Origin of the sequence: Gordonia sp. HS-NH1 (assembly GCF_001418765.1) — a bacterium.
In the GTDB taxonomy this organism is placed as follows: domain Bacteria; phylum Actinomycetota; class Actinomycetes; order Mycobacteriales; family Mycobacteriaceae; genus Gordonia.
Genome location: NZ_LIYC01000055.1, coordinates 1 through 13532, shown reverse-complemented (window position 1 = coordinate 13532; position 13532 = coordinate 1). Strand labels below are relative to the sequence as shown.

General features: G+C 67.1%; 12 protein-coding genes and 1 pseudogene. 2 read left to right on the top strand and 11 right to left on the bottom strand.

Annotated features, from left to right (window positions below):
- Window positions 1-13: 13 nt before the first annotated feature.
- The 8 genes and pseudogenes from AMD30_RS25575 to AMD30_RS22510 all read right to left on the bottom strand — a co-directional run.
- Window positions 14-361 (bottom strand): annotated as a pseudogene (locus tag AMD30_RS25575) (DUF1214 domain-containing protein); the annotation flags it as partial.
- Between the two features lie 18 nt (window positions 362-379).
- Window positions 380-1447: a DUF1254 domain-containing protein gene (locus tag AMD30_RS22540; RefSeq protein WP_231632824.1), complete on the bottom strand. Its 1068-nt coding sequence runs from the start codon at window positions 1445-1447 to the stop codon at window positions 380-382.
- Between the two features lie 137 nt (window positions 1448-1584).
- Window positions 1585-3312: a SulP family inorganic anion transporter gene (locus AMD30_RS22535; protein WP_055477183.1), complete on the bottom strand. Its 1728-nt coding sequence runs from the start codon at window positions 3310-3312 to the stop codon at window positions 1585-1587.
- 184 nt (window positions 3313-3496) lie between these two features.
- On the bottom strand, window positions 3497-4864 hold the full coding sequence (locus AMD30_RS22530) for an MFS transporter (RefSeq protein WP_055477182.1): 1368 nt from the start codon (window positions 4862-4864) through the stop codon (window positions 3497-3499).
- A 167-nt stretch (window positions 4865-5031) separates the two neighbouring features.
- Entirely contained in the window at window positions 5032-5925 is an 894-nt protein-coding gene (locus AMD30_RS22525; RefSeq protein ID WP_055477181.1) for an SGNH/GDSL hydrolase family protein, read from the bottom strand.
- Window positions 5926-6088: 163 nt separating this feature from the next.
- Window positions 6089-6550, bottom strand: a complete 462-nt coding sequence (locus AMD30_RS22520; protein ID WP_055477180.1) for a hypothetical protein — start codon at window positions 6548-6550, stop codon at window positions 6089-6091.
- 63 nt (window positions 6551-6613) lie between these two features.
- On the bottom strand, window positions 6614-7243 hold the full coding sequence (locus tag AMD30_RS22515; protein WP_055477179.1) for an MBL fold metallo-hydrolase: 630 nt from the start codon (window positions 7241-7243) through the stop codon (window positions 6614-6616).
- Entirely contained in the window at window positions 7243-8331 is a 1089-nt protein-coding gene (locus tag AMD30_RS22510; protein WP_055477178.1) for an S-(hydroxymethyl)mycothiol dehydrogenase, read from the bottom strand. Before AMD30_RS22510 ends, AMD30_RS22515 begins: the two co-directional genes overlap by 1 nt.
- A gap of 256 nt (window positions 8332-8587) precedes the next feature.
- Here AMD30_RS22510 and AMD30_RS22505 point away from each other — a divergent pair, with 256 nt between their 5' ends.
- Entirely contained in the window at window positions 8588-8863 is a 276-nt protein-coding gene (locus tag AMD30_RS22505) for a DUF7218 family protein (RefSeq protein WP_010844697.1), read from the top strand.
- A gap of 243 nt (window positions 8864-9106) precedes the next feature.
- On the opposite strand, the gene AMD30_RS22500 is transcribed toward AMD30_RS22505, so the two are convergent.
- Window positions 9107-9994, bottom strand: coding sequence for a DUF5995 family protein (locus AMD30_RS22500; protein WP_055477177.1), 888 nt, complete (start codon window positions 9992-9994; stop codon window positions 9107-9109).
- A gap of 100 nt (window positions 9995-10094) precedes the next feature.
- Window positions 10095-10898, bottom strand: a complete 804-nt coding sequence (locus AMD30_RS22495) for a helix-turn-helix transcriptional regulator (protein WP_055477176.1) — start codon at window positions 10896-10898, stop codon at window positions 10095-10097.
- Window positions 10899-10993: 95 nt separating this feature from the next.
- Between AMD30_RS22495 and AMD30_RS22490 the strand changes: the two genes are divergently transcribed.
- On the top strand, window positions 10994-12571 hold the full coding sequence (locus tag AMD30_RS22490; protein WP_055477175.1) for an AMP-binding protein: 1578 nt from the start codon (window positions 10994-10996) through the stop codon (window positions 12569-12571).
- A 198-nt stretch (window positions 12572-12769) separates the two neighbouring features.
- Here AMD30_RS22490 and AMD30_RS22485 read toward each other — a convergent pair whose 3' ends face one another.
- Window positions 12770-13423, bottom strand: coding sequence for a pyridoxamine 5'-phosphate oxidase family protein (locus tag AMD30_RS22485; RefSeq protein WP_055477174.1), 654 nt, complete (start codon window positions 13421-13423; stop codon window positions 12770-12772).
- Between the last annotated feature and the right edge of the window lie 109 nt (window positions 13424-13532).

Genomic DNA, 13532 nt, shown 5'->3' with positions numbered 1-13532 from the left:
GTGAGCGTCAGTCTCAGTCGATGGGTGTCATGTCGCCGGGTACCCAGGTGTGGTCGAAGAAGGCTTGGCCTGGTCCGTAGAGGCGCAGGATCACGAAGTAGCCCTTCCCGGGCACCGTCCGCAGCCAGTTGGTGCTGTCGGCACCGGGCGGGGTGTCCGGTCCGAAGTGGATGTCGTGTGAACCGTCGGCGTTCGGTGTGGGTTTGTCCATGGTGTTGATCGAGGGAAACCGTTGGCCGTTGTCGAGGCCCGAGGCGGTCACGTTGTCGTAGATGGCCACTGACCAGAACAACGCAGCCGGTAGGTTGGCTGGTAGGTGAAGCCGGTATGACTTCGCGCCGTCGAGCCAGTCGCCGTTCGAATCACGAAGCGTGGCTGGTTATTTGGCTCCCTTGTCGACGACGTTGACCACCATGCCCGGAGAGTCGGAGTACGCGGAGGTGAAGAATCCCGTGCGCTGCTCGAGGTTGGTGAACGTACCGCTGGACTGGAACTCGGTGTTCTCCCCGGCAAAAGTGTTGATCCACGGCCTGTCTGGGTAGTACGTACCGCCTGGTTCGAGGGCGAGCAGACTGGTGATCGTCACCTTGCTCAGTTTGAACGCGGTGCGCGCCGCCCGGTCGAGGAGTTCGCGATCACCTGGGCTGGGCTGGAATGGGCGCCCTTTCTCGATGCCGAGTGTGTGCAAGAATCCGCGCATGTCCAGGTCGCAGGGGTCGACGGCTTCGGCCTGGATGAACCGGTCGAGCATGTCGAAATACGCGCCGTCCGACGGGAACAGCAGGTCGACCGGAACGCCCGAAGCATGCGGAAACTGCATCGGCAGGGCGTCACCCTTCGCCCCCAGCGGGTAGATCACGGTGTCCTTGATCCGGGCAACGGCTGCCGTCAGATCGTCGGGATCCTGAAAGAAGGCCCGCCAGAACAGGAACACGTTGTGAGTACGGGAACGGTAGACGAAACCGTCCTCGGGTTCGGGTCCGTCGTAGTCCGGCGGCAACAGCACATATGTGCCCCCGGCACCGGCATCCGGGCCGGCCAGACCCACGTCACCTTTCCACGTATGTCCGTCGATGGTCGGTCCGACGATCGGTCGTTGCCAGAAGTCGTCGAACATTCCCTGCACGCCAGGGGGCGCCTCGACCACCAGCGGACCGTACTCATGCAGGTCGAGATAGCCCATCGCATAGACGACGTCGAAGTTCGGAGTGGTCACCAGGGTGGCGGCATCGATCCGTTCCTGCCAGATCGGCAACACGTGATAGCCGGCCCCGAACTGTCGCTCAGAACCCTCCTTCATCGCCCAGATGTTGATGGCCGGAAGCGACCACAGGTAGCTCTGGACCGCGCGCTGGAAAACCAGCTCCGTACGCAGGGTCTCGATCGTCTCCGAGGTCGGGAATCCGCGGTCGAATTCGGCATCGGCCAGCTCGTCATAACGGCTCATCCACGCACCTCTGGTCAGCGGTATCGTCCGCAGCCAGTTAACCAAAGCACCGGCACCGTTGCACCCGAATCGACCGGCACCGCATGAAGAGTCACGCGGAACCCCCGACAGTGCGTGCCCCGTCCCGCGACACGTATCTAGGGATCGTTCGGGTCTGGCGGTGTCGCTGGACCGGGTCGCCCCCGCGCCTGAGCGGTCAGCGCCTCGGCAACGGTCGGAAAGACCTGCAGCGCACTGTCCGGCGCGGCAGTGCCGATGACGTCCCGGAACTGTCCGACCTCACGGGCAATGGTGAACTGAATACCTCTGCCGGACAGCGCATCGTGGAGTTCGACGAGCATGGCCACGGCACTGACGTCGATGAAGGGTGAGGTCTCGGCGTCCAGGACGATGGCGCGGGTGTCTCCGGTGGCGAGGTCGGAGATCCGATCGCGCACGGTGTCGGCGTTGGCGAAGAACAATCCCGCTTCGACGCGGATGACCGTCACGCCCTCGACGTGCCGGGGGTCCGCCTCGTCGGTGGCCTCCACCCAGCGGGTTCCGTCCTTGACCACGGTCGCCACGTGCGGCCGCGAGACCCGGTAGAGGAGCAGCAGCATGGACGCGGCGATGCCGATGATCAGGCCGGGCAAGGTGTCGAAGACCAGAACACCGAACAACGCGACGAGGGCGGCGATGAAGTCGGCGCGAGCGGCGCGGCCGTAGATCGTGCCCAATCGGCCCGTCCACACCCGGTACAGGCGCCGCAACGCAGCGAGGTCGACGAGCTCGACCACCGCCGCGATGACCACCGCGGCCAAAGTCGCCTCGGGGAGTTTCTCGAACAGACCGGTCAGGAACATCAGCGTCAGGACGGTCAGTACGGCGACGACGAGCCCGCTCGCTTGTGTCTTCGCGCCGGCACCCCCGTTGACAGCTGTCTTCGACAAGCTGCCGTTGACGACCATCCCCGAGCACAAACCGGAGCCGACGTTCGCGGCCCCGAGACCGATGAGCTCACGGTTGGCATCGACGGTGTATCCGGCTCTGGCGGCGTATGTCTTGGCTGCGCCGAGGCCTTCGGCGAAACCGATCAGCACGATCCCGGCCGCGGGTCCCACCAGTTCGAGGTACTGATCCATCGACATCCCGGACGGCAGACCCAGCTCGGGCAGGCCGGGATCGATCTGACCGACGATGTCGACACCGGAGTCATCGAGACCCAACAGCCACACGGCCCCGATACCGCCCAAGACCGCCACCAGTGATCCGGGAACCAGCGGCAGCCACCGCCGGATCGTCAACACCAGAACCAGGCTGGTCACGCCGATGATCGTGGTGCGCCAGTTCCATTCCGACAGATGGGTGAGGAAGGAACCGGCCTGTTCGAAGAAGTTTCCCGAGCCCTTCGGGACGCCGAACAGCTTCGGGACCTGACCGATGATGATGGTCAGCGCGAGCCCGACGATGAATCCCTTGAGGACCGGCTCGGAGATGAACGAGGCGATGAACCCCATCCGCAGGACGCCGGCGAGAAGCGCGGCCAGCCCGGCGGTGATCGACAGTGCGACAGTGGTGGCGAGAAAGAGTTGCGGATCGTCTCCGGCGATCGGGCCCACGGTCGCCGCGGACAACGCAGCGGTCGCCGACATCGGCCCGACCACCAGATGACGTGAGCTGCCGGCGGCGGCGTAGAGCACCAGCGCCGGGACAGCGGCATACAGACCCACCACCGCCGGCACACCGGCGATGGTCGCGTACGCCAGGGCCTCGGGTACCAGGACCGCCCACACCGTCAGCCCGGCAACCACGTCGGGGCGCAGGTAGGCCATCCGATAATTGCGCAGGGAACTGAACACTGCTCCCGTCGGACGCCGCGCTGTCATCGTCCGGGGTCAGTCCGCGACGACGGCGCCGACCTCCGAGCCGAACCACTCACAGACCAACCTCCGCCACCGATCGTGCCCGGATCATCCAGCTGCCCCGGATGCGCACGGCATCCACGGTCAGTGTGCCGCAACGCGGCGCATCCGACAGCGATACGCCTTCCAAGCCCGCCGCGGGCGCGGCTCAGACCTCCGTGAGGTCGACGGTCTTGGTTTCCTTGACGCTGAGCAGCGCGATCATGGTGGCGCAGGCGGCGATGGCGAGGTAGACACCCACCCAGCCGACGCCGTAGTCCGCGACGATCCACGTGGCGATGAACGGGGCCACGGCGGCGCCGAGGATCGATGCGACGTTGTAGGCGATTCCCGAGCCGGTATAGCGCACGTTGGTCGGGAACAGCTCGGGCAGGATGGCGCTCATCGGCCCGAAGGTGAGACCCATCAGCGTCATTCCGAGGATCAGGAAGAACAGCATCATGCCGTCGGTCATCGACGACGGGTCGAGCAGCCACTGGAAGCAGAGGCCGAACACGATGATCGCCGCGGTGATCACGATGAGGAAGGCGCGACGGCCGTACCGGTCGGCGAGGCGCCCCGAGATCGGCACGCAGGCGGCGAAGAAGAGGACCGCGACGAGCTGCAGCTGAAGGAAGTCGACGTAGCTGATCGAGAGCTTCACGCCTGACTCGTCGGTCACCTTGCCGGTGCCGTAGGAGATCACCCAGGTGGTCACGATGTAGAACAGCGTGTAGGTCGCGACCATGATGAACGTGCCGGCGATGAGCGGGCGCCAGCTGGTCTTCACGACCTCGGCCAGCGGAGCCTTGACCTTCTTGCCGTCGGCGACAGCCTTGGCGAAGACCGGCGTCTCGGTGAGCTTCAGCCGGACGTACAGCCCCACCGCCACCATGATGGCGCTGGCCAGGAACGGGATTCGCCAGCCCCAGGTCATGAACGCATGGTCGGAGCCGGAGGACGAGGCGTCGAAGTCGAGCCCGAGCATCAGCAGCAAGAAGGTGCCGTTGGCGAAGAAGAAGCCGATCGGTGCGCCGAGCTGCGGCCACATGGCCGCCCACGCGCGTTTGCCCTTCTCCGCGGTCTCCGTCGCGAGAAGCGCTGCGCCAGACCACTCTCCGCCCAGACCGAGACCCTGGCAGAAGCGCATGAGCGCCAGCAGCGCGGGCGCGAGGTAGCCGACGGAGTCGTAGGTGGGCAGCAGGCCGATGACGAAGGTCGCTATTCCCATGGTGAGCAATGAGCCGACGAGCGTCGCCTTGCGCCCGACCCGATCTCCGAAGTGGCCGAACAGGATCGAGCCGATCGGCCGCGCCACGAACGCGAGGCCGAAGGTCGCGAACGACGACAGCAGCGCCGCGGTGTCGTCGCCCTTGGGGAAGAACAGGACTGGAAAGACCAGGACCGCGGCCGTCGCATAGATGTAGAAGTCGAAGAACTCGATGCTCGTCCCGATCATGGACGCGACCACGATGCGGCTACGGGGTACCGGCGCCTGATCGGGGTGGTCGATGTTGCGGACCGCGGAATCGCTCATTCGCGCGACGTTACGCCTGCGGATCGGCGCCCGAGCTCCGACCCCTGAGAAAATCCTGAGCGCCGTCCCTGGACAATCCGGGGAGCTGTCGGGTCTCCAGATTCACTACATTTGCCCCCGCCGTGCGTGGTGCCCACACACGGCTAGCAAGTTCTCGACGCGGTCGCTCAGCGCAGTGCGGCTGCGACCTGGTCTGCCATCGCCTGCTGGCCTCGTGTGTTGGCGTGCATCGCCGGGAAGCTGACCGCACCCAACGTCGGTTCGACCCATCGCTGATCGCCCGCGCAGGCGTGGTGGCCGGCGGAGACCTTGGTCATGTCGACGTAGGTCGCATCCGTGGCCGCAGCGGCGCGGCGCATGGCGTCGTCGAGGGCGGCGAAGACCCGGTGCAGGTATCCGATATCTCCGGGCGCGGTGAGCAACGACGCCGAGCAGAGCGCAGTGCCCCTGGCCGGGAAGATCTGCGGATACCCGACGAGGAGGACGCGGGCGCGCGGCGCGGCGCGGTCGATGCGGCGCAACGCGTTCACGAGGTCGGGGTAGGTCGAGGTGTTGATCTTGTCGACCAACGAGGTGCCGAACTCCTCGCGGCACGGGGTGGCCGACAACGGCGCGGACAGCCAGGCCTGCTGGCAGGCCGAGGTCGAGTCGTTGAACAGCCCGTTGTTGTTCGCGCCGATCGTCATGGTGACCAAGCGGGTGGCCGGCCCCAACGCGCTGATCTGCGGTCCCTGCCACCGGTACTGCGACTTGGTCAGATTCTCGGTCGTCGCGCCCGCACAACTGACGTCGGCGACCGGGGTCCCGCGTCGCTTGGCGACGAGGCTGGAGTAGTTGACCAGCGAGTTCGAGCAGAAGGTTGCCGCACTCGTCGCCTGGGGGAACACCGATGCGCCCGCGCTGTAGCTGTCACCGAGATTCACGTACGGGTACCCGTCCGCTGCCCGGGCCACGCCGGACTGGGCGAGTCCGCCGACCAGCGCGACGGCAATCGCCGCCGCGGTCAGCGCGGTTCGGATGCCGAGGCGTCGGTGGGGGCCGCGGCGGTACGGCAAGGGCATTCCGAACTCCGGATCGTGGTGCTCAAGTGACTGATGTTGTTATTGAGACTAACACTAGCGGCCCGACAAACCCGCGTCCGGCGTGCGCCTCAACGGGAACAGTCCGATCAAGAACCCGCAACACTTCGTCACTGACGACGAAACCCGTTGCATCACAGAGCACTTACCGGGCGTCCTGGTGTGCGAACTCGGCAGTTGTCGCACGCCGCGAGTCGCGGTACGCCGTCACGCCGAGGTGGGATGCCGCGATCACAATTGCGGCCACCGTCATGGGGGCGCCGCCGACCATCAGCAGCCCCCAGAAGCCGGTCCAATGCCCCACCCCGTAGACGGTCGCACCCGCCAGCGCCGCTACCGCCAGCCACGACACCCACCAGCGCATCACCAGCGCGGCGACAACAGGTGCGGCACTCAGCAAGACACCGACAGTCACCGGCGGCCATGCGCCGTACACGAACCACACCGGGTCATCACACGTCGCGTCTGCGCGAACACCAGGCTCATCCAGTTCGCCGATCTTGCCGCACGACATCGACGACCAGCCAGCAGGTTCGAACGCGTTCCACACCGCGAACGCGACGCCGAGCACTCCCAAGACCACCCAGGCCGCCCGCACCCACTTCATGGCCGCACGCTACCCGCACACGACGACTCACAGATCCTGGTGCCGCCTTCACGCAGTCGCCGGTCAGCTACCCCGCTTGATCCACTCCTCCAGGTGAGGGGCCTCGGTGCCGACGGTCGTGCCGTCGCCGTGGCCGGTGTAGACCTTCGTCTCGGGGTCGAGGGTGAAGATCTTCTCGGTAATCGAGGCGATGATCGTGGGGAAGCTCGAGTACGAGCGACCCGTCGCGCCCGGCCCGCCCTGGAACAGGGTGTCGCCGGAGAACAGCACCTTCGCCTCGGGCAGATGGATCACCGACGAGCCCGGCGAATGGCCCGGGGTGTTGATGATCGTCAGCTCGGTACCGGCGACCCCGATCTTCTGGCCGTCCTCGAGGTCCTGGTGCGCGACATCGGGATGAGTGTCGTTCCAGAGCATGTCGTCGCCGGGATGCAGCAGAATCGGCGCGCCGGTGGCCTGCGACAGTTCCGGGGCAACGGTCACGTGGTCGTTGTGGCCGTGCGTCAGCACGATCGCCTTCACCGTGCGGTTGCCGACGCCGTCGAGGATCGGCTTCGCCGAGTGCGCGGCGTCGATGATGATCACCTCGTCGTCATTGCCGACGAGCCACACGTTGTTGTCGACGTCCCAGGTTCCGCCGTCGAGACTGAAGGTGCCCGAGGTGACGACGTTGTCGATGCGCAGATCAGACATCAGAGTTCCACCACCGAACGCAGCACCTTGCCGGCCTCCATCGCCGAGAACGCCGCTTCGACGTCGTCGATGCCGATGCGTTCGGTGACGAACTTGTCCAGCGGCAGGCGGCCCTGTTCGTAGAGGTCGATGAGCATCGGGAAGTCTCGCTCGGGCAGGCAGTCGCCGTACCACGAGGACTTGAGCGCACCGCCGCGGGAGAAGAAGTCCACGAGCGGCATCTCCAGGGTCATCTCCGGGGTCGGCACACCGACGAGCACGACGACGCCGGCGAGGTCGCGGGCGTAGAAGGCCTGCTTGTAGGTCTCCGGGCGGCCGACCGCGTCGATGACGACGTCGGCGCCGTTGCCGTCGGTCAGTTCCTGCACCGCCGCGATCACGTCGTCGACCTTCGAGCCGTCGATGGTGTGGGTGGCACCGAGGTCTTTCGCCCACTCGAGCTTCGACGCATCACGGTCGATCGCGATGATGGTCGTCGCACCGGCCAGGCGGGCGCCGGCGATCGCGGCGTCACCGACACCTCCGCAGCCGATGACCGCGACCGAGTCGCCACGACCGACGTTGCCGGTGTTCATCGCCGCGCCGATACCGGCCATCACACCGCAGCCGAGCAGCCCGGCCACGGCCGGGTCGGTGTCGGGATTGACCTTGGTGCACTGCAATTCGTGAATGAGGGTCTTCTCGGCGAACGCGCCGATACCCAGCGCCGGGGTCAGTTCGGTGCCGTCGGTCAGTGTCATCGGGACGCTGGCGTTGAAGGTGTCGAAGCAGTACCAGGGGCGTCCGCGCTTACAGGCACGACACTGCCCGCACACCGCACGCCAGTTCAGGACGACGAAGTCCCCGACCTCCACATGGGTGACGTCGGAACCGACCGACTCGACCACACCCGCGGCCTCGTGCCCGAGCAGGAACGGATACTCGTCGTTGATGCCGCCCTCGCGGTAGGCCAGGTCCGTGTGGCAGACACCGCATGCCTTGATCGCCACGACCACATCGCGTGCGCCCGGGTCCGGGATCACCACGTCCACGACCTCCGTCGGCGCCTTCTTGCTGCGCGAGATGACTCCCTTGACTGTCTGCGACATGCGCTCTTCCTTCCGCAACTGCGTTGTTCGGGGTACGTGTGCGACGTGTGTCCGCGGGCGAAGCGACGCACCGCGGCATCGCCGGAACACATCGTCACAACCTTATCCGTAGGTCGATCGTCGGTCCACTGGGAGTGGACGTCGTCCACTATTGATATTCAGTCGTGTCGCACTGCCCAGGTTTGTTTCGCGCCGCGGGCGCGCGGGCACACCGAAGAGGAACCACCACTCACGTTCGATCACGAGGAGGTCGACCATGGCACAGAACAAGAAGGACCCCGGACCCTCGGTCAAGGACGACGAACTCTACGAGAAGCTGCGCGACGAGGGGAACTCGAAGGAGAAGTCCGCGCGCATCGCCAACGCCGCCGCCAACAGCTCGCGCTCGGACGTCGGCAAGAGCGGCGGAAAGTCCGGCTCCTACGAGGACTGGACCGTCGACGAACTCAAGAAGCGCGCCAAGGAACTCGACCTGTCCGGCTACTCGGATCTGAAGAAGGACGAGCTCATCGAGAAGTTGCGGGATCACTGAACCGGGACGAACCGGTCCGACAACACCGAAGCCGCCGACCCTGAGGGATCGGCGGCTTCGGCGTGTTGTGGGACGGTGCCGGTCAGTGCGCCTCTCGGCAAACAGGCCGCTCGAAGCGGCAAAAGGGTGGGACCCGGGGCATTGAGTCCGTCACCGTCGCGGGGTACAACTGCGGCGATCGGAAAGTTATTCCGCCGGGTCACCACCACGTGCCGAGGGCGTCCGGGCACAGTGTCCCGCCGGTCACCGGATCAGGCCGAGACGCTGGAACGCGGTGAGCGCGGTCTCCCCGGTGTTCCAGAGCGCGCGGACATCGCCACGCGCACCGGCGGCCGCGCGGCCGTCTTGGAGCGCGAGGCCGTTGCGGAATGTGAGCACGTTGTAGCCGACGTCGGCGGCTCGCAGCATCGGCCCGGTGGCCCGGCCGGCGCCGGCCACACGGTCGAGGCCCTCCCCGACGGTGTAGAACCGGAAGATCGGTCCGAGGTCGACGCCGTACTCCCGAAGTGTGGATGTCACGATCGAGTTCCCGTGCGCTGCAATGGCATCGACGATGAAGAAGAAGTCACGCGCGTTTCCTGGCGTCGCGCGGGAGGCGGCCGTCGCGTAGGCGAGGTCGACCGTGATGTGCGAGTTGTACCCGGCCATCGCCACCCGCTGACCCGGGACGGCGCAGTCGGCGGCCATGTCGAAGTAGTGCCGCCACTGGGATGCGACCGGACCACCCCCGAACTCGCCGCGCACGGCGTCGAGGAACCGGTTGAGGAGTTCGAGGCTGATCACCGGGGCCCATTGCGGGGTCTGGAAGACGCGCGGGTTGTTCTGCAGGGGCATCACCGCGTCGCGTTCCACCGCGGCAAGTCCCAGGGCGAAGAGCCCGCGGCGGTCGCGACGTTCGGTGAGGATGTCCACGATCCCGTACAGCTTCGTGACGTTGCGTCGTAGCTGTAACAGGGGCAGGTCTCGCGAATCACGCTCATAGGTACTGAGCGCGACGAGCCGCTCCCGGTCGGCGGGGCGGAGCTCGGTGCCACACGTCTCGGCGGGTGCCGCCGTCGACGTTGCCGGCGCGGCGACGATGAGTGTTCCGAGCAGAGCGGCGGTCAGCAGTGCCACCGAGAGTGTTCGCATGGAACGCGGTGTTACCCCTCCGCGCGCGGATCAACCCTCCGACGGGGTTGCGAGACCCTTCGTGACGCTCGCAAGCTCGCTCCTCAGGGAGCGGAGGTCGTCAGGGCAGGAGACCCGCGCTGCGGGCGGTCACCACGGCCTCCAGCCGCGACGACGCCCCGAGCTTGCGCATCGCATCTTTCATGTAGCCCTTCACCGTGTAGACGGTCACCCCGAGCGTCTCGGCGATCCGCGCATTCGAATATCCCAGTGCGGCAAGGGAGATCACGTCCTGCTCGCGCCCCGTCAGATCCACCTGCGTCCGCGCTGTCGGGTTCGCCGCGACCAGGACCTCGGTGATCGCGGCGAGCTCGTCGGCAAGCCGGTCGTCGTCGACGGTGTCCACCAGCGATCGAAGTCGTGTGTAGGCCGCGGTCATCCGGTCACGCATCTCCGCCTCGTCCCGGGCGGCGTGTTCGAGCCGCGCGCGCGACGCGACGATCTCGTGTTCGACGGTGCGGGCTCCCATGGCGAGGACGTCGAGCATCCGTCCGCCGATCGGGTCCGGGGTGTGCAGCGCGCCGTAGAGCACCGCCACGGGCGTCCGATCGACGATCACCGGCGCGGCCATCATGGCGCGCAACCCCTCGCGCTCGATGATCGTGTTGTAGCGATGGGTGATGCGCGGGGTGCGGAGATAGTCGTCGACGACCATCGGACGGTTCAGCGACACGACCTTGCCGCCCAGCCCGTGCCCGACGTCGACCGACACCCCCCTCAAAGCTCCGACCGTCGAGCCGGCGAAATGCTGCAGACGCAGGTTCGACGGCCCGTTCAGGACACCCGCGAAGGCCAGCGGCACCCCGCTGGACCTGCGAACCCGGCGCAGCGCGTCGGTGACGATCCCGCTCAGCGGCTCGGGCATCTCACCTCACTCTCCCCCTCTTCGGAGGGTGTTCCAGGAAGTCGTCCGCGGAGGACACTGTGACTCAGCTTACTCAGTCAAGAGCGAGGTTCACGATGACACAGGCCACCACGACCCCCACCGACCTGGTCGACCGCTGGTTGGCGATCTACGGGGCGCCCGACGCCGACGCCGCGTCGCTTCTCGTCGACGGACACGATCCCGACGCGGTCGCCTTCACCGTGATCGAGGTCGAGCAGACCGGCGATCACCAGTCCGGCGACGTCCGGCCGGTCACCACCGACGTCACCTACGGCGAGCTGGCCGAGCGGTCCAAGCGACTCGCGGCGGCTCTCGCGGAGCTGGGCGTCGGTCGCGGCGACACGGTGGGCGTCCTCATGGGCAAGCGCGAGGAGCTCGTCGTCTCGCTGCTGGCGATCGCTCGCCTCGGCGCGGTGTACATCCCGCTGTTCACCGCCTTCGCGACCCCCGCGATCGAGATGCGCCTGCAGGCCGGTGCCGCGAAGGTCGTCATCACCGAGCCGAGCCAGGCGGACAAGCTCTCCGGGATCGACGGCATCACCACGGTGGTCGCCGGCGAGCAGTTCGAGGAACTCATCGCCTCGCACGACGCGGTCACCGAGTCGGTCGCGGTCGGCGGCGACGGGACGTTGATCCTGCTCTTCACCAGCGGTACCACCGGTGCGCCGAAGGGCGTTCCCGTGCCGGTCAAGGCGCTCGCCTCGTTCGTCGCCTACATGCACTTCGGTCTCGACGTCCAGGCCGACGACGTGTTCTGGAACGCCGCCGACCCCGGCTGGGCCTACGGGCTGTACTACGGTGTGCTCGGCCCGCTCGCGGCCGGGCGGCGCAATCTGCTGCTGCACGCCGGATTCACCCCCGAACTCACCGCCAAGATCCTCGGCGACCTCGGCGTCACCAACTTCGCGGCGGCACCGACCGTCTACCGCTCGCTCAGCAAGGACTCGCGCATCTCCGGGTTCTCGCTGCGCCGGGCATCCTCGGCCGGTGAACCCCTGACCCCTGACGTCATCGACTGGGCGCTGGGCGCCATCGGCACCGAGGTCCGCGACCACTACGGCCAGACCGAGCACGGCATGTTCATCAACAACCACTGGCACGAGTCGGTCCACGAGACCCTGGTCCCGGGTTCGATGGGCCGGCCGATGCCCGGCTTCGCCGCGGGCGTCGTCGACGGCCAGATCGCCATCGACGTCCCGGCCAGCCCGCTGATGTGGTTCTCGGGCTACCTCGACGCCCCGGAGAAGACCAAGCAGCGGTTCTCCCCCGACGGCCGCTGGTACCTGACCGGCGACACCGGACGGGTGGACGACGAGGGCCGCTACTTCTTCACCGCACGCGACGACGACGTGATCATCATGGCCGGGTACCGGATCGGCCCGTTCGACGTCGAGAGCGTCCTGATCACCCACCCGTCGATCGTCGACGTCGCCGTCGTGGGCCGTCCCGACGAGCTCCGTGGCGAGGTCCTGGAGGCGTTCGTCGTCCTCGCGGACGGGGGCGAGGGCACCGATGCTCTCGAAACCGAGCTGCAGCAGTTGGTCAAGACGCGGTTCGCCGCGCACGCCTATCCGCGCACCGTGCACTTCGTCGACGCCCTGCCCAAGACCCCGAGCGGCAAGATCCAACGGTTCCTGCTGCGCCAGAAATGAGTCGCGTTCGCGCGTAACGGCCTCACCGTGTGTGAGCGATGAACCGACTGCGCGGCCACTGACGCCGCCGCGCGAAGACCGACTGCGCCGGCCGGGCTTCGACGACCTCGCCCAGCCCACGACGCGGTCACCGGACGCGCAACCAGCGGGTCACACCCCTATCCGCTGGTTGCGCTTCTCCGGTCCCTCCCGGTCACTTCAGCCAACATCCCGCGACGGGTCCACGAGCGCCCGCACCGAATCGGGCGGCGTCTGCCCGCTGTGGGTCACCGGGGCGTCGTAGACCGTCCGTACGGGGACGACGCCGGTCCACTCCGCCGACTCCCCACCAGGTCCACCGGTCCGCGCCTTCGCGATCCACTGTCCGTCGACGATCGGCAGACGCAGTGCGACGGTCGCCGCCAGCTCTTTGCGCGTCGTCGACCGGACTTCGGCGACCCGACCGGGAATGAGTTTGTCCGACAACATCTCCAATGCCGCCTGGGCATCGTCGGCGACTTCGGGCACACCGCGTACGACGGCCGACCGGTAGTTCGCCGAATGGTCGAAGAGGGTGTCGGCCACGACCAGCCCGTCCAACACGAACACCGTGAAGGTCACCGGCGCGCCCGCCGCCACGTGCCGCAGGGCACCCGCCCCGGTCGATCCGTGCAGGACGATCGAGTCGCCGTCCCGCGCGAAGAGCATCGGCACCGACCAGGGGAGGCCGTCGACGACGGTGCCCAGGGTCCCGACCTTCGCCTCGTCGAGCAGGGCGTCGAGCAACGCACGGTCGGCTGCCCGCTCGGGTTTGCGCGTCAAGGACGAGAGCGGCGATGCCGCGTCCACCGGAGTACCGCCGTTCGAAGTCATGCGGACATGGTCGCCCCCGACGGCTGTCGGCTCAACAGGTTTGCTGGGGCACCCCTGCTGGAACCACCCGCCACAGCGCGCCGAGCGACATATCGGGCTGTTGCAAAAT

Coding starts and splice junctions, on each gene's coding strand:
- AMD30_RS22540 (WP_231632824.1), bottom strand. CDS start 1,447: ATGAGCCGTTATGACGAGCTGGCCGATGCCGAATTCGACCGCGGATTC.
- AMD30_RS22535 (WP_055477183.1), bottom strand. CDS start 3,312: ATGACAGCGCGGCGTCCGACGGGAGCAGTGTTCAGTTCCCTGCGCAAT.
- AMD30_RS22530 (WP_055477182.1), bottom strand. CDS start 4,864: ATGAGCGATTCCGCGGTCCGCAACATCGACCACCCCGATCAGGCGCCG.
- AMD30_RS22525 (WP_055477181.1), bottom strand. CDS start 5,925: ATGCCCTTGCCGTACCGCCGCGGCCCCCACCGACGCCTCGGCATCCGA.
- AMD30_RS22520 (WP_055477180.1), bottom strand. CDS start 6,550: ATGAAGTGGGTGCGGGCGGCCTGGGTGGTCTTGGGAGTGCTCGGCGTC.
- AMD30_RS22515 (WP_055477179.1), bottom strand. CDS start 7,243: ATGTCTGATCTGCGCATCGACAACGTCGTCACCTCGGGCACCTTCAGT.
- AMD30_RS22510 (WP_055477178.1), bottom strand. CDS start 8,331: ATGTCGCAGACAGTCAAGGGAGTCATCTCGCGCAGCAAGAAGGCGCCG.
- AMD30_RS22505 (WP_010844697.1), top strand. CDS start 8,588: ATGGCACAGAACAAGAAGGACCCCGGACCCTCGGTCAAGGACGACGAA.
- AMD30_RS22500 (WP_055477177.1), bottom strand. CDS start 9,994: ATGCGAACACTCTCGGTGGCACTGCTGACCGCCGCTCTGCTCGGAACA.
- AMD30_RS22495 (WP_055477176.1), bottom strand. CDS start 10,898: ATGCCCGAGCCGCTGAGCGGGATCGTCACCGACGCGCTGCGCCGGGTT.
- AMD30_RS22490 (WP_055477175.1), top strand. CDS start 10,994: ATGACACAGGCCACCACGACCCCCACCGACCTGGTCGACCGCTGGTTG.
- AMD30_RS22485 (WP_055477174.1), bottom strand. CDS start 13,423: ATGACTTCGAACGGCGGTACTCCGGTGGACGCGGCATCGCCGCTCTCG.